This is a genomic window from Terriglobales bacterium (assembly GCA_035487355.1).
GTDB lineage: Bacteria > Acidobacteriota > Terriglobia > Terriglobales > Acidobacteriaceae > QIAW01.
The window spans coordinates 1-20,037 of the sequence record DATHMF010000026.1 but is presented as its reverse complement, the minus strand read 5'-3'; the positions used below and the strand labels follow the sequence as shown (position 1 = coordinate 20,037).

Here is a 20,037-nt window from a genome sequence, read left to right as displayed (position 1 = left end):
GAACTCCATTTCATGAATTGATTTTCCCCGAGCCCGAAAACATGTCAAACTACTGTCACTAAAAATGTCCATTAAAAAATGTATATTTCGCGTGGGTGCGTTTTCAGTGTTGCTCTACCTGTTAGGCACAATTGCACTGGCTGAAATCTCATTGCATCCGGTACGAATTCACCGCGGACAACGTCTCGCCAGACTTACAAAACTTGCCGAGCAGAGTGCACAGACCAGCGGAGGCCAGCTACAAAATGTTTCCATCCAGTCCCAGGACGGAACTCATCTGGAAGCGTGGTATGTTCAACCCGCGGCTTCCAATGGACGCGCTGTGCTCCTGCTGCACGGTTTGGGCGACAGCCGCGCCGGTATAGAACCCTACATGGGTATATTTCTGCAGAGCGGGTATTCGGTGCTTATGCCGGACTCGCGCGGCAACGGGGCCAGCAGCGGCCTAACAACCTATGGTTTGCGCGAATCGGGCGACGTCCATGCGTGGGTTGATTGGCTCATAGCCAATAAAAATCCAACGTGCGTTTTTGCCCTGGGAGAATCCATGGGGGCGGCGATCCTGCTGCAATCTTTGCAGGTGGAGCACCGCTTTTGCGCGGTGGTGGCGGAGTCTTCGTTTGCTGATTTCCGCGAGGCCGCGTATGACCGCGTGAGCGAACAATTTTCTGCTGGTCCGTGGTTAGGGAAAACATTGCTGCGACCTGCCATCGAAGGTGCTTTTCTTGAAGGACGCATTGTGCACCGGCTCGACTTGCAGAGCGCGAGCCCTCGGAATGCAATCACCGGGGTTACCACTCCCATCATGCTCATTCATGGCGCCTCTGATACTCATCTCCGGCTGCGGCATTCGCAGATACTGCATCAAGCGAACCCCAGGACTGAATTGTGGATTGTTCCCGGGGTGGAACACACGCTGGTTTTTCGTACGCATCCGCAGGAATTTACGGAGAGGGTAAGAGCTTTCTTTGCTGCGCATTCAATCACGCCCGTCATTCCTGTGGCGTGAATCGCCGAACTTTCCGGGCTCCAGTTACGTATGAAGGATTAACTTTATGCGCCGGCCAATTTTTTCCAAAAGACGCCTGTTGTGGCTTTCACTATTCCTGGGGCTTTATCTGGCGTTCTGCGCCTATGCCGCCAAGTTTCTGGTAGATATGACCCTGCGCCAGCCGCACCCGGGTGCGATGGCTCTGGCTCCGCCAGCGTGGCTGATGCAAGCGTCATCAGATCAAAAGGCAGGCCGAGAGCCGCAAGAGGTCTCGGTTGAAGCCCAGGACGGAGTCACACTGCGCGCCTGGTATTTCATGCACTCCGGTGCTACCCGGAACGCTGTGATTGTTCTGCACGGGCTGGGGGATACGCGCAGAGGAATGTCGGGCCAGGCAGAATTATTCCTGCGCCACGGCTATAACGTTCTGATGCCGGACTCGCGGGCCCACGGCGCCAGCGGCGGCGAGCTGGCAACTTTCGGAATACTCGAAGCTGACGACGTGCATCGCTGGGTAAGTTGGCTGAAGAATAAGCTACCGGCGGGAGGCTGTGTTTTCGGCTCCGGCGTTTCCATGGGAGCGGCAATCATATTGCAGGCGGCCGCGCGTGAGCCGCGCTTTTGCGGCGTGATTGCTGAGGCGCCTTACGCCAGCTTCCGCGAGATCGGCTATGACCGCATTGGCCAGCCTTTCCATCTGGGCCCTTGGTTCGGCATGACCGTAGGGCGGCCCATCATTGAGTTTGGAATGATCTATGCGCGGTCGAAATACAAAGTCAATCTGGAAGAAGCCTCTCCCGTAGCAGCGCTACGCAACAGTTCAGTGCCGGTGCTTCTGATTGCCGGCCTGGAGGATGACAATATTCCCATTCGGCATTCGCGCATGATTCATGAACTGAATCCAAATGTGATCTTGTGGGAAGTTCCCGGAGCGGGGCACGGCAGCGCCATCAGCGACGCACGTGCGGACTATGAGCGCCATGTGATGGATTTCATAAATTTCGCACGCGATTCCAGGCCAGATGGAGTGGGACACCGGGCCGCCGCCCAATAACGTTTCCTCACGAGGGCTTTTTCGCTGCAGCACGGTTACGCCGGCGGTCAATCAAAAAACCGACTCCATACCAGAACAACGGAATGCCAATCACCATAGTTGTGTAGAAAAGCCTGACCTGACTTACTCCCAAACCAGCGGAGTGCTGCATAAGGAAAATCGCGAGCATGGTAACGGGTAAGTTCAGAGTTTCCACGCGTTCTGGATTGCCGCCCCAGCATTCATAGGCGAAGGGGTCGTATACCGGCGGGCTATGGGTATGTCTGTCAAGCTTGATGCATCCGAAGGACTCGAAATCTGACTTCGGATTCTTCGCTACGCTCTCCCGATGCTCCGGTATTGCCACTGCCAGAAAAATCAATAGCTGTAACGGCGGCAGGATATAGCGGAGCGCAAGTCGAGGCATCTGCATGTCAGTCAGCAACTAAGACGTTAGACACTGGATAAGTATCAGGAGTTCCCACTGATTACTCTTTGGTTATCTTCAGCTCCCTCCCAAAAGGCGTTACCCCCACCCCACTTGCTGCAAGTATCTGGAACCGGTTGGAACAGCCATGATCGCTGCGTATTTACTGGGGAAAGTCGCCTGCCGCCGTGGGTACTTGCTACAGGTCAGCGGTGTTTACTAGATATGCATCAGCCGCGGGGGCATTTCTCGTGCCGAAGACTGCTTTTGCGAATTTTCAAAGACCCGTAGAGGGAATACCCCCGCATTCTAGATGCTGGATACACTTTCAGAAGCGATGATAATCCACGCTTGCCCAGAAATTAAGCTTTTGATACCACAATGGGACCATCCTGGCACCGCGCAGAAAAAGCCTTAACCACAAAGGACACGAAGGGTGCACACAAAGGGCACGAAGGAAGGCAAAAGCCAACCGGAATTCAGCTCTCAGTACTTGGGTACTTTGGGATCCACCTTATCGGACCACGCGTTGATGCCGCCCGCCAGATTCAGCACGTTCTTGAATCCTGCTTGCTTGAGGAACTCAACCGCTTTAGCGCTGCGGCCACCCATCTTGCAGTGGGCCACGATCTGGCGGCTGGAATCGAGTTCGTTGACCCGCTTGGGCAGATCATTGATGGGAATCAGATATCCGCCCAGGTTGCAGATTTGATATTCGTGGGGTTCACGCACGTCGAGAATGAAAATGTCTTCGCCCGCGTCGAGCCGGCGCTTGAGCTCCTCCGGCTGGATTTGGGGAATGGCTTCGGTCGTCACCTTTTGCTCCTCGCCGCGTATGCCGCAAAACTGCTGGTAGTCTATCAGCTTGGTCACCGTGGGATGCGTGCCGCACACCGGGCACTCGGGATTTTTGCGCAGCTTAAGCTCGCGGAACTTCATGCCCAGGGCGTCTACGAGCAAGAGGCGTCCAATCAGCGAGTCACCCGAGCCCAGAATCAGTTTGACGACTTCTGTAGCCTGAATCACGCCGACTAAGCCGGGCAAGATTCCCAGGACTCCACCTTCGGCGCAGGAGGGTACCAGCCCCGGCGGTGGCGGCTCGGGATACAGGCAGCGATAGCACGGACCTTCTTTGGTAGCGAAGACGCTGGCCTGGCCTTCGAAGCGGAAGATTGATCCGTAAACGTTGGGCTTGCCGCTGAGCACGCAAGCGTCGTTGACCAGGTAGCGGGTGGGGAAGTTGTCGGTGCCATCGACGATCACGTCGAAATCGCGAAAGAGCTGCAGGGCGTTTTCGCTGTTGAGCAGCGTCTCGAACTTTTTGACTTCCACAAACGGGTTGATTTCGTTGATGGTCTGCTCGGCGGAGTCGAGCTTCTTGCGTCCGACATCTGCCGTGGAGTGGATAATCTGGCGCTGCAAGTTGGTGAAATCCACGACGTCGAAATCCACGATGCCCAGCGTGCCCACGCCGGCTGCCGCAAGGTACAGGATCAGCGGCGAGCCCAGGCCGCCGGCGCCGATGCAAAGCACCTTAGCCGCTTTGAGCTTGAGCTGACCTTCCATGCCGACCTCGGGCATGATGAGATGCCGCGAGTAGCGCAGGATCTCGTCTTTATTCAATGTGGGGGTCGCATTTGCGACGACGGGTTTTTCTACGATGGTTGCCATAAATGTTCCAGCCTGCACAGCCACGAAGGCTGTATCAATTTTTTAGAAGCCTCCGGCGATGGAGGGGACGATGGAAATCGAGTCGCCTTCCTTGGTAGGAGTGTTCTCTTTCTGCAAATAGCGAATATCCTCGTCATTTACGTACACATTGACGAAGGCGCGCAATTTGCCGTCATCGGTGTAAAGATGGCGGCGCAGGTCGCCATATTGTGTTGTGAGATTGGCCAAGGCTTCGGCGACGGTGCCGCCCTTAACGTCAACCGTCGAGTTCTTGCCGGCATATTGCCGGAGTGGGGTAGGAATATGAATCTTCATGATCGCGCTTCAATAATAACAAGGATGCCTCCAGCAAGTCCTTGGATACAAAGAATTACAACAGGACAGCCGCGAACTCAAGCGGCGCCGGGCAGGGAGTTCGGAAGATTACGACAACTGTTGGAACGGTGGCTAGTGCTGTGAGTGACCGCCGCCGTTCTTAGCGTCTGTGGAATCGGCCAAGGGAGAGCCGGCTACAGGCGGCTTGGGAATTTCGCCCGAAGGCTTCTTGATGGTGACGTCGTCGAACAACAACGAGGGCACCCGAAAGGAGACGACTTCGCCACCCGACGAGGCGGTATAGATGGAGGCGGTTTTCGAAGCTGCCGCGATATCTTTGAAGTCGGTATTGGTAATGCCGCTGAATTCGACGTTGCGAACCAGCTCTTCATGCCCATCGGGAAAAACCTTAAATACAAGAATGACGCTCTCGCCACCACCTGCGCCAGAGAAAGCCATTGCAGCCAGCGGAAGCTGCGCTGCCGATCGAGGCGAGTACGTCAGGCGGCGCACGACGACCCCGTAATCGAGGCCACGCTGCTTCACCAGGCGCATCAGCTCTGCCCGGAGTTCGTCGTCACCCAACCCTTTGCCGGTGGTCACAATGAGATTGCTGAGCGCAGGTCCCGAGCCGCGGCGGTGGCCGTTGCTTTCCAGGACACCGCGAACGGGAACCCGGGTTGAAAGCAACGTTTTCAGGATCCCTTTTTGCACGAGCGTGATGTCACGGGCAGCAACGCCGTCATCGTCGATGCGGTAGCTGCCATAAAGACGAGCATCCTCGTAGGTGTCGCGCGTGGGGGCATCCACAACATCGAATGTGTCGGGAAGCACGCGAGCACCCAACTTATCAAGAAACGGGTTTTCCGCCATGGATTCAAACCGAGCATTGTCACCAATGGGCCGCCGCCTGGCGAGCAGGTTGGGCGCAAAGACGCGGCCGAAAAGCTCTGCCGCAGCCTGGCCTTCAAAGAGCACAGGGCCGATGTAACGATCGGGCAGAGGGGCGGAACGAAGCTGGGCGAGATGGGTCCCCAGTTCGCGGATCCGCTTTGCCAACTCCTCCTGGCTGGGCAGATCGCTGATGGAGCGGCCGTAGGCGGTGACAAAATCCTCGAGCGGCATCCCATCCGGCGCCTGGGTGGTGGCAACCGCCCGGAATGCGACCTCGGGCGTCGCGCGCACGAACGATGTGCCCTCGCTGTCAATCTGCCGGGTCACAACGTTGCTTACACTGAGGCTCACGGTCGAGCTGTAGACCTGCGGCATCTGCCGAAAGAGCGCCGAAAGCTCGCGCACCATTTTTTCCACTGCAGCGGGTTCGACCTGCGCCGGCGGCGACTCGTCGCGCAGGGTTACCGGCTGTGCTTTGGTGAAGTCCGGGATCTCTTCGGTGCGCGTCCGGTTCTGCAAGGCAGCGCGCTTGCGGGAGAGGTCTTCGAGAGCGCGTTTGTAGGCTGCGTCGGTGGCCAGCCAGATTTGGCGGCGAAGCTCTTTGTAGTTGTCCTCCAACGGAAGCGGCGACATGCGAGATCCGCCAAAGGGGCCGGGAGTAGAGACGAAATTTGTGTTGTCGAGCGCATAGTCTCCCACGCGCATTTCAACCGCCAGGAAACGGCTGCGTGAAGTATTGCTGTAAAGCAGGCTGCCCAGGCTGGCAGCGGCCCCGGTGCTGGTGTACTCCTGGGTGCGGTAGGCGATGAAGTACGGCTTTTCCAGTTTTTCAAGCTGGAGCGTTTTCATGGAGCGATCGAGCTCATCGCGCATGGCGTTGGTGACTACGTCATCCTGCGCGCCAGCGGGCAGAGCGGCAAGCAGGAGGCACAACGATAAACAGCAGACGAGGGTGGTTTTCATGGTGGCTCCCAGTGACGATATCAATACTCAGTAAAAGGCCAGATTCCTGGCCACGCTAACATTTATTTTTCCACGGCGAATGGCGCCGGCAGCAGCGGCGGCCGCTCCTGCGACATAGATTTCTTCTGCACTTCGATCTGCGATAGCAGAATGCCGGGGGAGACTGCCGACACGGGAACCCATCCGGATTCGGCCCCGCAGACGCCATTGAACACTCCGACCTGGTCATCCGCGGCCAGGATCTTGCTGAAGGTGGTGAGCGGGGTGCCAATGAGGTCTACACCCCGCACTAATTCTTCTTTTCCGTCCGGGTAGATGCGATACACCATGACGGGCAGCACGTTAAAAGCGTTGGGGATGGTGCGGGTGGTAATGGTGAAGCCGCCCTGGATGTCATCGAACAATAGTCCGAAGGGCTTGTTCTCCTTCTGGATCTGCTCCAAAAGCATCTTTTTCAACTCGGCCCGCGTGACCGGCGACGACGCCTGAACAATCAGGTTCGACTGGCGCGCTACCGGGGCAAAGCCCGCCTGGTTACGGCCGTGGCCGTTGGAGCCGGGAAAGCCATCGATGGGGGTGCGCGACATCAGAAAGTTCTTGAAGACGCCATTCTCCACCACGGAGAGGCGACGAGCCTTTACGCCTTCATCGTCATAACGATAAGCGCCGACCAGGTCCTGATTTCCCAGCCGGTATAGAGTGGGATCGAAAACCACTGAAAACGAATCTGGCAGGACTTTATCATTCACCATTTTCTTGAAGGTCTGTCCTTCTTCCACTCGCTTTTGGCGGTGGCCCTCAATGCGATGTCCGAAGACCTCGTGGAAGAAAACGCCGCTTGCCCGCCCGGAGAGAATCGCCGGACCGGTGTAAGGCTCGACCACGGGTGCAGTGCGCAAGGCACGAAGGTCCTGGATCATTTTGTCCACCGCCTTCAGGATGGCGGCATCGTCGGGCAGGCCTTCGGGAGTAAACGCAAAGAAGGATTCGTAGCGCGGAAGCTCCATACCGTCATCGGCCTTGGTAAAGGCGGAGATGAAAAGCCGGTAGTAGGTTTGCGAGGTCTGAATTTGGGAGCCCTCATTGCTGACGAACCAGCGGGTCTCCGCGCTGGCGCTCAAGACGGCATTGGCCTCGTAAATGTCGCCATAGCGGGCAAAGGGGGCGGTGTATTTGCGGATTTTTTCCTCCCAGGTGTGGCGATCAAGCGCAAGGGCCTGGAGTTTTTCCGTATAGGTTTCCGGCGGTTCCTGGGAGAAGTCGGCGGACTTATCCTCCTGCTCGACCTGGACCTGCATGTTGGTCTTTACTTTGGTAAGCTGCTCCACCGCGCGCTTGTACTTCTGGTCGGTGTGGTACCAGAGCGTGGTCCGGATCGCGGCCGGATCATCTTCGATGGGAATCTCGATAAAACTGAAGCGGTCAGCGAAATCGAAGGACTGGCCACTGCCGCGAAGGGCGCGGGTGTTATCCACCTTGAAATCGCCGACGCGCAGATCAATATTCATGAGGCGGCGCCGGCTTTCGTTGCTGCGGGTAATTGTGCCGAATGACCCAACTATGCTGATGTTATTGCTCTCGCCGATTTCATAACTAAGAAAGTAGGGCGGCGTGGATTGTCCCTTCAACGCATCGAGCGAATGCGTCAACTCATCCTTCATGGCCTGAAGAACAGGAGAGGATTGAAGGGCGGAAGAGGCGCTTTTCTTCCCGGCAGAAACACTCTTCTTCTGCGCACTGAGCGGGTCAACCGCAACCGTGAGCACAATTACCGCAAACAGGACTGCACGAACTCGCGCGTTCATCGCTGTATCCCTTTCGTTGGACGTTTCTCTGAGGGGCCCGCAACGCTTCCTGCAACCGGCCGGATACAAGAATTCCCAGCCAGCATAAATCCAGATACTCCAGTTTGGTTCAGAAGCTTAGATGCCAGCCAACTCCGAAGGTTGATAAATGGGTGCGGCCATTTCGTTCAGGGTTTAATCAGGGGAGCATAGCACGAAGACGGAGAGGGCAGCGTGGCGAATTTGGAATCCAGCCACCCAGATTAATGAGGCAGAGAAGCTTGCTTTGGCAGCCTTCGCCCTAGTTCGACTATAGAACCTCAACCTTCTCATCCACAAACTTTTTATCTTCTTCGGTACTGCCGTCGAGCAGAAAAGAATTGGTAATTTCCGCCTTGCCCCTGGCGACCGCGGTGATCACGTAGGAGCAGCCGATCCAGTGGGCTTCGGCAAAGTCGGTTGGCGACCATTGCGCGGGATGATCGGGATGCGAGTGATAGAAGCCCACAATATCTTCTCCACGCTGGCGCGCGGTCTTTTGCGCGGCAATCAGCTCTTTAGGATCAATATGGTAGCGGTTATGGGCAGAATCGGTCCGGGTGTTGCCGCAACGGATGGCGAGGCTGACGCTGCGGGCGTTCTGGTCCAAATCCACCTGGCCCAGGAGCACGCCGCAGCATTCATTGGGATAAGTTTCTTCGCCGTGGCGGCGGATTTGCTGAAAGATATCTTCTGGAACTTTGAGCATGGGGAGCCGGATAAGTCTAAATCGTGTTTAGAATGTTGAATCTAATTATAAATGTGATCACAGGCTTTCGAATGTGTGTAATAGCTCGAAGGTATGGCGTCGTCCCTTGCGGGACTAAGACCGTTTTTCTACGATACCCAGCGCTGGAAGCGCTGGGCTATAACACGTCACCCCTTCGGGATTGTTCCCCCTTCAGATGTCTATAAGAAGAATTAAATCAAAACGCAGGGGCTTTTCGGCACGACTGAGCCAAACCTTTTTTTCAGTCGAACTATTTACTCGGCGTCCCACGTGTTGCATTCGCTACGGCTTGAAGAAGTTCGACACCGGCAGTAATGACCGGGCCTGCCATAGCGTCGCGTTGCATCACGTTAAGTGGCCCTTGCCCGAAGTAAAATCCATCCGAAACAAGAAAAGTCATTCGGATTGTACCCATGGGCGGAGGAGCGAGCCGCGCTTTCTCCCAGGGGCCAATTCTCTCCACCACCGGCTGGGATGCGTCAAGCAGTTTACGTATCTTGGTTTGTACCTCAGGGGGAGATGCTTCAAAGATAGACATCTTTTCCGAATAGTTGATATAGCGAGCGCGTCCGTCCGGAAACGCAGCCAACACATCAAGACCGTTTTCGAGACCGACCTCGATAATTACGCCGAGCAGTTTTTTGGCAGGAACGAGTTCTTTCTTTTCCCGAAGCCGGTTGTACGCGCGCATGCGGAGACGGCTTTCTTGAGATTCGTCTTCCGCGATTGCACGAAGTTCTGTATCGTTCGCGTTCTCAGCTAACAACGTTGCTGAAAACGCTTCGGGGTTATCACAGAACAACAAGTTATAGATATGATTGACAGCTTCATTTTTATATGGAGTGAAGTTCGGCTGGTTTGTTGCCTCTGCTTGCATGACCGCCTTTACTATTCAAAAACACCTTTCTTGTAAAACTATAGCAAGCGCAAAGGTAAAATAGCATCTGTGAGGAAGTACTGGGACATTCCGGCAGGGCCGCGCGAAGAAGCGCCAGAGCAGGTGCGCATGCCGGATTCTGTCTTGATCGGCGATGTCAGGATTTCGCCCGCCACCATCCTGGCCCCTATGGCCGGGGTGACGGACACTGTCTTCCGCCGCTTCATCAAAAACCTCGGTGGATGCGGGCTCATCATGACCGAGTTCACCTCGGCTGATGGCTTGTTCCGCTGCCGCGAATCCAAGCGCAAGCGCTATCTGCACTTTTACGATGACGAACATCCTATCTCGGCGCAACTGTTCGGCAGTGATGCCGAGGTGCTGGCCGGCGCCGCCAAAATTGTGGAAGAGCTGGGCTTCGACCTGGTGGATTTGAACCTGGGTTGTCCCGCCAAGCGCGTGGTTAAATGCAACGGCGGCTCGGGGCTGCTGCGCGATCTGCCGCATATCCGCGTGATCTTTGAAAAGGTGCGGGCCGCGGTCAAGATTCCGTTTACGGTAAAGTTCCGGGCCGGCTGGGACGAAAAACAACTGGTCTGCGTGGAGCTGGCCAAGCTTGCGGAAAATTGCGGCCTGCAAGCCGTCGCCCTGCACGCCCGCACGCGCGAGCAGGGATACAGCGGCAATGCGCGCTGGGAGTGGATTGCCGCCATCAAAGACGCAGTCAAGATTCCTGTTATAGGAAATGGTGATATCCGCTCACCGCAAGACGCCGCTGCCATGATGGCGCAGACACGATGCGACGCGGTCATGATTGGACGCATGGCGCCGTCGAATCCATGGATCTTCCGCCAGATTGAGCAGTACAAGCAGAGCGGCCGCTACGACGAGCCTACCAATGCCGACCGCTATGCCATGATCCATACTTATTTCCGTATGCTGCTGGAAGAAGATGTCCCCGGGGCGGAAGGAAAGATGAAACAGTTCGCTTCATGGTTTACCCATGGCATTCCGGGTGGCAGCACTCTGCGCAAAGCCGTGCATGGGGCCAAGCGGGGGAGCGAGATTTTGGAGAGCGTGGAGCAGTTCTTTGGCAGTAGCCAGTTGCTAGAAGCAACTGCAAAAGCTTAACCACAAAGGACACGAAGGAAGGTGTAAGATTCTTGTCTTCGCGCAAGAGCCGATACTAGCTACTGGCAACTGTAACGGCGATCTTTTGCTGCTCATTCAAGTGCAAATATCCCCACGGAATCTTCGGGTCATGCGTAAAGATCGTCAGCCATTTTTCGGGAATGGCTTGTTTGTAGTAGCGCCTCTTGTTCTCAATGGTCTCCAGTGGGAAGAGATCGTAGGCCATGCCCCAGACCAGATCGAGATGCGCTGTCGTGGGAATAAGGTCAGAGACATAACAAGCTTTCTGGCCGCGGCTCTCAATCAAGACTGCCATCATGGCGCGGGTATGGCCGGGATAGTTGCAGACTGAAATCCCAGGCACGATTTCACCGTCTTTTTGCAACAGTTGCATCTGGCCGCTGCGAATGAGAGGGTCATAGTTATCGCTGAGATAGCTCACCCGATCGCGCTCGCGCTGCTGGTGCGCGACCTGCAATTCGCCTTCTGGGGCGTAGTAGCGTGCGTTAGGAAAGGTTGGGACAACGACTCCACCCTCGATTACAGTGTTCCAGCCGCAATGGTCGAAGTGCAGGTGCGAGTTGATGACGATATCAATCTGCGCGGGTTGAATGCCGGCTGCCTGCAGGCTTTCCAGCAGTTTGGCTTGGGAGTGATAAATGCGTAACTGTTTCTCTCCCAGCTTATTGCCGATGCCGGTTTCCACCAGGATGTTCTGTTTGCCTGTCCGAATCAGGAGAGAGTTCAACCCTATGGAAACGCGATTGCGCTCGTCGGCAGGCATCTTCTTTTCCCATAGCGGCTTGGGAATGATCCCGAAGATGGTCCCGCCATCAAGATAGTAAGTGCCATCGGAGAGAACGGTAAGTTCAAAATCGCCAAGATGAAGAGTAGGAAGCATGGAGGTGGTTTGATCCGGATATGGAATAAATTACATTTTAATTACAAAATGGGCTTTATTCTAAGGGCTCCGCAGCCAAAACCAGGCTACTGCTCCCTCGCCAACTGTTCGCGCTGACTCGGCGCTCGCACTTGGCTCACCCTGTTCCGCGTCGTCAGAAGCAGGGAATTACATTTTGATTACAAAGTCTGTCTTCAGAATTTCCGCAAGTTCGGCGCGAGCATATATAATCTTTGGTTCGCCTCATCATCAGAATTTTTCTGGAGAATCCTTTGCCCTTACAGGTTGGAGATGTTGCCCCCGATTTCGAGCTAGCGGCAGTGACGGGAAGCGAGCGCCATCCCTTCAAATTGAGCGGCTATCGCGGCAAGAAAAACCTCGTGCTGGCCTTCTATGCGCTGGATTGGAGTCCGACTTGAACCACCCAGATGCCGGCGCTCAACGACGATCTCGATAAGTTCGCCGGTTTCGATGCCCAGGTCGTGGGCATTAGCATTGATTCCATTTTCAGCCACATCGCCTGGCAGGAAAAATCCATCGGGATCTTGCGTTATCCCCTGGTGAGCGACTTCTATCCGCATGGAGGCGTGGCCAAAGCCTACGGCGTTTTCCGCGAAGGGCCTCCCCTGCCCGGCATCAGTGAACGGGCCGTGGTCATCGTAGATAAGCAGGGCAAAATTGCCTTCGCGAAAGTCTATGAGCTTGGCGAGCAGCCTCCCCACGATGACTGTTTTGAGGTATTGCGAACTTTACCCTAGCAAAGAAGTAAAGACGCGTGTCTTCAGGTTCCTGAAGATCTTTTTACATTCAAAAAGTTTTTGTGAACGTAGATTCAGCGGCGACAGCCGCATGTGCAATCTCCTGCGCTTGCGGACCTTAGATCGTAATTACCCCCAAGTAGGAACTCTTGCGAAATTTAAGTGCACGCTCTCGTCAGTTCCATTGTGGTCGCAAAGCCTACAAATTCCCATAATGAGACTCATTAAAACATTTTCACATAAAATATGATTCCGTTGTTGGGAACTCGAAGTACAATATAGGAGTAGCAGCGCAGTATTAGCTGAGGAATTCAGCAGTGTTAGTTTCGGGCTGCTCTCCTGGAGAAAGTTGCCAAGCCTGGGAAGAGCAGCATCTGTGTAGGGAAGCAAAGCCCGCCAATCGTGGCGGGCTTTGCTTCGTTTATTCGGCTTTGCTCTTAAGTCGAAAGGCGCTCAGTTTTTACCTTTTCCCGGCGCCTTAAGATTTTTTCGCGCAAGTTTCATTCCAATTTTTTCCTCAAGTGAAACCCTGTCGCCCATCCCGACAGGGCGTTAACTGGCGGACGAATGGAGGTGCCCTGCGGACCACCATGCATGGGACCAGCTACGCTTGGTTTTGGGCAGGAGATGCCCGCGTAGTAAAAAGTCGCAATACGGCCCGATCAACATCGGACCTTTGCGCATTCCGGTGATGTAGGCTAGGCGGTTGGAGGGCCGCGATCTGTATGGGATGAAAAACCGAAAGTGACGAAGACAAGATAGTTTTTGCAAACAAACTGTTGTGTACTGACGAGAAAAGACGTTCGCGGTGCACTCAGAAACGCGAAAAACCCAGTGTGCGCCTTAGCAAAGGACCGCATGGGACACTTCTCAGGAGCACTGCCGACTGCGGGAACAGATGCGTCCGATTCCGGCACTGGCATTATCATGGCGTGCATGGCCCCGCAATGGTGCTTGCCATTTGCACGACAGCACGCCGGTGTCTGGGTGGTGAGAGAATCGGCAGCTATAGGCGCAATCACTGACAAAGCGATTGCCACCATCATCGTTATGGACAAAAAACGTCGCATTCCATCAAGTGCAGAACTCTTTACTTCAAAAACAAGCACGGGGCGTCGGCGGGTCGCCATCAATAGTGAAACCTGTAACGCAATTCAACTGAGTACTGGCGCGGTTCGTAGAAGTGCGTTCCGCCAAAGGTGTTGCTGGTATCCAGCAGGTAACGATTGTTGCTGACGTTAAGCGCGCTGAACTGCGCCGTCCAACTTTCGCCGAATGATTTGCCTGCAGCAAAGTCAAAGGTGGCATGCGGGTGGAGATGCCTGGGGCCGATTCCATTCAGGAATCCCTTGCCGTAATTGAAATTACCTGAAGAAAAGCTGCGCCAGGGCAATCTAACGTCGTATCCAACGCTCAGGGTGTCACGCTGGTCGTGATCCAGAAAGAACAGGTCCTGGGGAGGCGAGAAATCGGTGAGACCGCCGGTTCTCGCGCCCTTCCCCTCGGCAAATTGATGGGAATAGGCCAGGTGCAACTGCGCACGTTCAAACAAGCGGGGCGAGCGCACTGTGCTCTCCCAGCCTCGAATACGTGCCCGGTCGAGCGTAAGCGGGAAAAAGATGCCGGAGTTGCCAATCACGTCATGGTCCAGGAAGTTTTTGGCGTGGGTGCGGAAGGCGGTAAAGTCGAGCGCCCATCTTTGCACCGGAATACTCAGTCCGGCCTCATATTGTTCGTCCCGTTCGCCACGCAGAGGCAGAAATCCGAACCCGATGTTGTTAGCAAGGTCCAACAGCGAAAGGCATTGAAAGTTTATAGGCAAGTTTACTGGGCACAATTGCGTTCCCGAAAAGGTATTCAGCGGAGGGGCCTGGTAATAGCGTCCGTAGAAACCGTGCAGCACCCAATGGATGCGTGGAACCTGGATGGCGGCTCCAATGCGCGGGTCGGTGGAGTGTTCACTCACTCCGCCGGAAAAACGTGACAGGCGGACGCCGCCATTCAGCGTCAGCCACGAGGTCGCCTTCCATTGATCTTCCACAAACGCGGCCTCGGTATCAGCGATAGGTTGGGCGAGTTCACTCAGAAAAGTGCCGCTGCCATCATTGGCTACAACGCCAAAAAACTCTTTGTCGCGCTGTGCAAAGCCGACAAATCCGGCGCGCAAGTTGTTGTTGCCCCTCACGACTTCAACGGTCACCTGGCCACCGGCGTAAATCGACTTAGTGCTTTGATTGGGAGTCACGGGTTGATCGTTTACTCCGCCGGTGTAAGCCGCGCGGTTGGCGTGGAAGAAGGGCGAGAAAGTAAGCAGAATGCCGTTGGGGAAAGTGTGCAGCCAGGAGGCGCTCCCGAAGGCATCGTGCTCGTTTTGCACGTCGCGGATGCCCAGTGTGTTTTCCATGTCGAAGTCGTTGGGAATCTGGTAGTGGTCAGCGCGTCCCGAGATGACCAGCCGCAACTGGTCAGAGGGAACAGGATTAAAGATGAGAGAAAGAAAGCCGCCTCCGCCAGCCTCTTTGTCGTGGATGACGTGGGCGATGGGGGTATCGAGTCCCAGTTCGGAGCGGGTTCCGTTCAAGCTCGCGTAGTAAGCAAAGCGCTGGGTGTGGCTGCCGAAGCTGATCTGATCGTTGGTCGAGTTAAAGCTGCCGTAATTCAAGAGCAACTCGCCGGCATTGTTGCGCTCAAATCCGGAACGCGGGACCACGTTAAAGATGCCATAGGTGCGGTCGCCCGATTCGGCGGAGTAGCCGCCGCGTCCGACTTCGAGCGTATCAATGTCTTTGGGGTCGAATTGCGGACCGACATTGCTCGCGATATTCGTGTTGGGAACAGGCACGCCGTCAATCAGCCAGCTCACCTGGTGTCCGCCGCGGATGTGAAGCAGATCATGCACCATATAAGCGCCAGGAACAAAATTGGTGATCATCTGCAGGCTGTTGGTGCGGTCTGCACCGGGATTATTTGCGATCTCGTTGCGGCTGATAAGCGTTTCACTGCTGGAAGATTGCGGATTCACCACGCCCGCTATATCAGTGACTTCCACCGTTTCACTGGTGGAGGCCACACTGAGTTGAAAGTGAAGGTCGGTCATCGTGCCCGAATTCACAATTGCGCGCTGCTCCTGCGGAGCAAAGCCCGCGCCGGTAACTTTAATTGTGTATTCGCCGAGCGGGACCGCCTGAAAAAGAAATGAACCTTCATTATCGGTCTGGAGCGTTTGCTGCCAGTCGGTAGAAGCTGCCTTGATGGTTACAGTCGCAGCCTTAATAGGGCGATGCTGGGGATCGTGCACGATTCCGCGCACATCTCCGAAAATAGTGGCGTGAGCCGATGCGCTAAAAGCAAGAACTCCGAAAACCAAAAGCCAAGAAAGGACAATACGCCTTCCTGCCATAACTCCTCCTCATGAATTTAAATTGGGAATGCTCTACAACAACAATTCAGAGGAGAGGCGGGGCGCGACCGGCGTTCTGGTGGAATTTGCTGCTGGAATCTTCTGCACGATAAAACTCGCGCAGCAAAGGATGCGACTCGGCAGGCACGGGCGCCACAACCGAGTTATTGGGACGGGCCTTGCTATGAGTGGCAACGGTGGGCCCAAGACACGAGCAACATCCGTGGCAAGAAGTTTGCGCCAGAAAATTAGATCCCGAAGACGAAGGCGCACTCTGGTGGCGTGAGCAATGAGCCATTCCACCGTCACCAGCCGCCTTATTCTGCATGCAGCATGCAGGCGGCGCCGTAATGAGCAATGCGCTGGCTATGGGCGTGAGCAGACCCACGCACAGCAGCAACGCAACGAAGATGCCTAGTACGCGACGCATAGGCGAATCCAGTCATTGTACATAAGAACAAAGTGGTTTTGCCCCGGTGCTGCAAGTTTTTGACAAGAAAATGACTTTTATTCGCTGGGGGCCTACGCCCTGCCTGTTGAGCCCTGATTTCCGCTGTGTTAGCATTCGTTGCCCTAAATTTGTGCAGGGTTTTGGCTTACTATCCAACGTCAGGGTTGGACATCTAAGGTCTTTAAGGAGCTGTTCACGTGAAGATCTACGAAGGGGCAAACATCCGCAACATTGCAGTTATCGGCCACGCTCATGCTGGCAAGACTTCCTTAGTCTCAGCCATGCTTTATACCGCCGGGGCCACACCCAAGTTGGGCCGCGTGGACCAGGGAGACACCACCACGGACCACGACGAAGAAGAGGTCGCCCGCGCCATGACCCTTTCCACCGGCGTGGCCTACGCCGAGTGGGGCCAGACCAAAATTAATTTCCTGGATACGCCCGGCTTCAACCTGTTTGTGCACGAGGCGCGCGCAGCCATGGTGCCCACCGAGGCGGCGCTGGTGGTGGTGGATGGCGCATCGCCGGTTGGCATCGTGACCGAACGGGTATGGAGTTTCGCCCAGGAGATGGACGTGCCACGCATCCTGGTGGCCACGCGCATGGACCGCGAGCGCGCGGACAAAGACTCTGCCATCCAAAGTTTACAAAAAGCCTTTGGACGGCAAGTGGTCCCGGTTCAGCTTCCCATCGGGAGCGAGAAGAACCTGAGCGGAGTGGTTGACCTGGTCACCATGAAAGCCTACAGCTACGAGATGGGCGGAAGCGGCAAGGGAAAAGAAATTCCTGTTCCAGCCGATATGGCTGAGGCCGCCAAAGCCGCCCACGAGGCACTCGTAGAGATTGTGGCCGAGGGCAAAGATGAGCTGATGGAAGAATTTTTCGAGAAAGGCACGATCGCCGAAGACCATCTGATTGCAGCCATTCACGAGGCCTGCCGCGATGACCGTCTCTTTCCGCTGCTGTTCGCCTCCGGACTCGGAAACATTGGCACCGACCGCCTGCTTGATTTTCTTGCCGTGTATGCTCCCACTGCCGCCGAACACCGCGAGGTAAAATCGGCGCCCACGACGAACAACGGAAATCCCGCAGTGCGGCATGCGGTGGATACCGAGCCTTGCTCGCTTTTTGTTTTCAAGACGGCAAACGATCCCTTTGCCGGGAGGATTACTTATTTCAAGGTCTTTTCGGGTGTGGTCAAAAATGACGCTACCGTGCAGAACTACACCCGCAATACTCCGGAAAAGCTCTCGCACCTTTCCATCATGCAGGGTAAAACGCAGGTTGCAGTGACTGAGCTTCATGCCGGAGACATTGGCGCTGTCGCCAAACTGAAGGAAACTCTCACCGGCGATACCTTAGGAGAGAAGACCAGCCCGATTCACTATCCCAGCATCGCTCTGCCGGAGCCGGCGATTACCTTCGCCATCGAACCCAAAACGAGGGCGGATGAGGACAAGCTTTCCAACGGCATTCATAAATTGATTGAAGAAGATCTCATGCTGCGCTTCTATCGTGATGCGCAGACCAAAGAGTTCCTGATCGCTGGCACGGGCCAGCAGCACATTGAGATTGTGGTTTCAAGACTCAAGAAGCGTTATCACACCGAGGTAGTGCTCAAAGCACCGAAGGTCCCATATCGGGAAACTATCCGGGGCAAGGCCGACGTGCAGGGACGCCACAAGAAACAAACCGGCGGCCACGGCCAGTACGGCGATTGCAAAATCAAGATGGAGCCGCTGCCCCGTGGCAGCAACTTCGAGTTCGTCAACGATATTTTCGGCGGCGCCATTCCCAAGAACTATATCCCCGCGGTGGAGAAGGGAATTGTGGAAGCGGCGCAGCGCGGCTACCTGGCGGGATTTCCGGTGGTGGATTTCAGGGTCATCCTCTACGACGGTTCTTACCACGACGTAGATTCAAACGAATTGAGCTTCAAGATGGCCGGCCGCATTGCCTTCAAGAAGGCCATGGAGCAGGCCAAGCCCACACTGCTGGAGCCGATCATGCAGGTGGAGATCACCATCCCCGATGAATTCGCCGGCAGCATCATGGGAGACCTCAACTCCCGCCGCGGCCGCATTCAGGGCATGGACAACAAAGGCGGCAATACGATTGTGAAGGCCGAAGTCCCCATGGCCGAGATGCTGACCTATGGCGCCGACCTGACCTCAATGACCCAGGGCCGAGGATCGTTTGTCATGGAGATGAAACACTACGACGTGGTGCCTGCAATGATCCAGGAAAAGATTGTCATCGCCGCCAAGGCTGCGCGCGGTGAAGAGGTGGAAGAAGAAGAGTAGGAACACGCGCTGCTACAATGTGACCATGGAGCAGGAGCAGACGCAGGATATCGGCGCGATGATGCAGTCCTATGCGGAAGATGCAGTCCGCATGGCGCGCGAGTTTCGCGTCGAACTCGATTACAGCGAACAGAGCCTGGAGCAGGTGGAGCGCCTTCTGGAGCAGTTGCTCGATGAGCTGCAGAACGGACCTGCCGCTAATACTTCACAACCATCCGAGCCCCTCCCCAATCAACAGGTGGATGAAATGTCGCGCATCTGGGGCGGATACCTGGGCGAAGTAGTCCGCCGCCGCTTCGGGGGCGAGTGGACGATTGAGAAATATCCTACGGGGGACTTCCTGATTGTGACCTTGAATGTGAACGGGGCCAAAGTTTTCCCTGCCATGAAAATCCACAAGCGCCTGACCAACGGCGCCGCCGATAATCTGCTGGCGTTTTATCAGAACGTGCGGGCTCGGCTGGAAGCTAAACCGGGAGGCAAGGTGCAGTAGCGGCTCAAATGTTGTCAGTCCAGGTGCAACTTTGGCGGTGCAGGCAAATATTTTTACAAAAAGTGTTCCAGGGGCTTGCGTAATTGTTTTTTACTTGGTATAAATGAACTCGGCATTAGGAAGTGGCAGGAAAGAGCAGTCGGGTTGATCAGCAAAGTTTTGAATCTGCAACGGTTCCCCGATCATCTGATGTAATAGCCACCAGAAATCGCTCTGCCGGCTGGTGCCGGACTTCCGGAGCGTGAATTCAGAGACGGCTTCCAAGGGAAGCCAGGGTTCTCTGAAGGGTTAAGCGTAAAGCAAGTCTCCAGCCGAGACTTCCATCTCGCAGGACCTCAAATTAAGGTCTTTACAAAGTTTATTTCCGTGCAATTTGCACGGATGCAAGCATATTCGCTTAGAGCGCGATTGACATATATCAGCAGCTCGCGGTATGTTTGAAGGGTTCGTCTCTTGACGCCGATGTGGCTGAAAAGAGACAGCAAGTTTCGAGGACACAGGCTTCATCTAGAGGCTTGGAAAATCGACTAAAAGTGCACCGCTCAGGCGGAACGCAATTTGGTCTTTGACAACAGGTTGAACGTGCCAGTCGTGAGATGAAACGCTCGGGTTTAAGTCCGAGTGATCTCACAATGTATGAAAACCTGCCGGAATTCCGCGGGGCGCAAGCTCCGTATTGTCTGGTAGGTTCGTCTTCCCTGACCACCCGTCGGGGAGGCATCAGGTTTCAAACACGAGAGTTTGATCCTGGCTCAGAATCAACGCTGGCGGCGTGCCTAACACATGCAAGTCGAACGAGAAAGTGGAGCAATCCATGAGTAAAGTGGCGACCGGGTGAGTAACACGTGACTAACCTACCTTCGAGTGGGGGATAAC

Annotated in this window: 16 protein-coding genes and 1 rRNA gene; 7 read left to right on the top strand and 10 right to left on the bottom strand. The window is 55.3% G+C overall.

The window, feature by feature from the left end:
* Window positions 1–64: 64 nt before the first annotated feature.
* Complete coding sequence (locus VK738_05795) at window positions 65–1,009, top strand: alpha/beta fold hydrolase (GenBank protein ID HTD22143.1); 945 nt, start codon at window positions 65–67, stop codon at window positions 1,007–1,009.
* Between the two features lie 46 nt (window positions 1,010–1,055).
* Window positions 1,056–2,045 (top strand): alpha/beta fold hydrolase, encoded by a 990-nt coding sequence (locus tag VK738_05790; GenBank protein ID HTD22142.1) that lies wholly within the window; start codon window positions 1,056–1,058, stop codon window positions 2,043–2,045.
* A gap of 7 nt (window positions 2,046–2,052) precedes the next feature.
* Here VK738_05790 and VK738_05785 read toward each other — a convergent pair whose 3' ends face one another.
* From VK738_05785 to VK738_05755, 7 genes are all read right to left on the bottom strand, one after another.
* Window positions 2,053–2,457, bottom strand: a complete 405-nt coding sequence (locus tag VK738_05785) for a hypothetical protein (protein HTD22141.1) — start codon at window positions 2,455–2,457, stop codon at window positions 2,053–2,055.
* A gap of 480 nt (window positions 2,458–2,937) precedes the next feature.
* A complete protein-coding gene (moeB, locus tag VK738_05780; GenBank protein ID HTD22140.1) occupies window positions 2,938–4,122 on the bottom strand; it encodes a molybdopterin-synthase adenylyltransferase MoeB in 1,185 nt (394 codons plus the stop codon).
* Window positions 4,123–4,164: 42 nt separating this feature from the next.
* Complete coding sequence (locus VK738_05775; protein ID HTD22139.1) at window positions 4,165–4,437, bottom strand: ubiquitin-like small modifier protein 1; 273 nt, start codon at window positions 4,435–4,437, stop codon at window positions 4,165–4,167.
* A 132-nt stretch (window positions 4,438–4,569) separates the two neighbouring features.
* Entirely contained in the window at window positions 4,570–6,294 is a 1,725-nt protein-coding gene (locus VK738_05770) for a metallopeptidase TldD-related protein (protein HTD22138.1), read from the bottom strand.
* 62 nt (window positions 6,295–6,356) lie between these two features.
* Window positions 6,357–8,099, bottom strand: a complete 1,743-nt coding sequence (locus tag VK738_05765) for a TldD/PmbA family protein (GenBank protein ID HTD22137.1) — start codon at window positions 8,097–8,099, stop codon at window positions 6,357–6,359.
* A gap of 289 nt (window positions 8,100–8,388) precedes the next feature.
* Entirely contained in the window at window positions 8,389–8,826 is a 438-nt protein-coding gene (locus VK738_05760; protein ID HTD22136.1) for a M67 family metallopeptidase, read from the bottom strand.
* Between the two features lie 271 nt (window positions 8,827–9,097).
* Window positions 9,098–9,724 carry a hypothetical protein gene (locus VK738_05755; protein HTD22135.1) on the bottom strand — a complete coding sequence of 209 codons (627 nt, stop codon included), beginning with the start codon at window positions 9,722–9,724 and terminating at the stop codon, window positions 9,098–9,100.
* A gap of 69 nt (window positions 9,725–9,793) precedes the next feature.
* Between VK738_05755 and dusB the strand changes: the two genes are divergently transcribed.
* The gene (gene dusB / locus VK738_05750) at window positions 9,794–10,855 is read left to right on the top strand and encodes a tRNA dihydrouridine synthase DusB (GenBank protein ID HTD22134.1); all 1,062 of its coding nucleotides are present in this window, start codon (window positions 9,794–9,796) and stop codon (window positions 10,853–10,855) included.
* A gap of 55 nt (window positions 10,856–10,910) precedes the next feature.
* Here the strand turns inward: dusB and VK738_05745 are convergent, their stop codons facing one another.
* The gene (locus tag VK738_05745) at window positions 10,911–11,756 is read right to left on the bottom strand and encodes an MBL fold metallo-hydrolase (GenBank protein ID HTD22133.1); all 846 of its coding nucleotides are present in this window, start codon (window positions 11,754–11,756) and stop codon (window positions 10,911–10,913) included.
* Window positions 11,757–11,989: 233 nt separating this feature from the next.
* Between VK738_05745 and VK738_05740 the strand changes: the two genes are divergently transcribed.
* Complete coding sequence (locus VK738_05740) at window positions 11,990–12,514, top strand: redoxin domain-containing protein (protein HTD22132.1); 525 nt, start codon at window positions 11,990–11,992, stop codon at window positions 12,512–12,514.
* Between the two features lie 1,129 nt (window positions 12,515–13,643).
* Here the strand turns inward: VK738_05740 and VK738_05735 are convergent.
* Together VK738_05735 and VK738_05730 are read right to left on the bottom strand one after the other, a co-directional pair.
* Entirely contained in the window at window positions 13,644–15,914 is a 2,271-nt protein-coding gene (locus VK738_05735) for a TonB-dependent receptor (protein HTD22131.1), read from the bottom strand.
* A gap of 46 nt (window positions 15,915–15,960) precedes the next feature.
* Window positions 15,961–16,344, bottom strand: coding sequence for a hypothetical protein (locus VK738_05730; protein ID HTD22130.1), 384 nt, complete (start codon window positions 16,342–16,344; stop codon window positions 15,961–15,963).
* Window positions 16,345–16,562: 218 nt separating this feature from the next.
* Here VK738_05730 and fusA point away from each other — a divergent pair, with 218 nt between their 5' ends.
* The 3 genes from fusA to VK738_05715 all read left to right on the top strand — a co-directional run.
* Window positions 16,563–18,668 carry an elongation factor G gene (fusA, locus tag VK738_05725; protein HTD22129.1) on the top strand — a complete coding sequence of 702 codons (2,106 nt, stop codon included), beginning with the start codon at window positions 16,563–16,565 and terminating at the stop codon, window positions 18,666–18,668.
* Complete coding sequence (locus VK738_05720) at window positions 18,643–19,161, top strand: hypothetical protein (GenBank protein HTD22128.1); 519 nt, start codon at window positions 18,643–18,645, stop codon at window positions 19,159–19,161. Before fusA ends, VK738_05720 begins: the two co-directional genes overlap by 26 nt.
* Window positions 19,162–19,890: 729 nt before the next feature.
* Window positions 19,891–20,037, top strand: a 16S ribosomal RNA gene (locus tag VK738_05715); the annotation flags it as partial.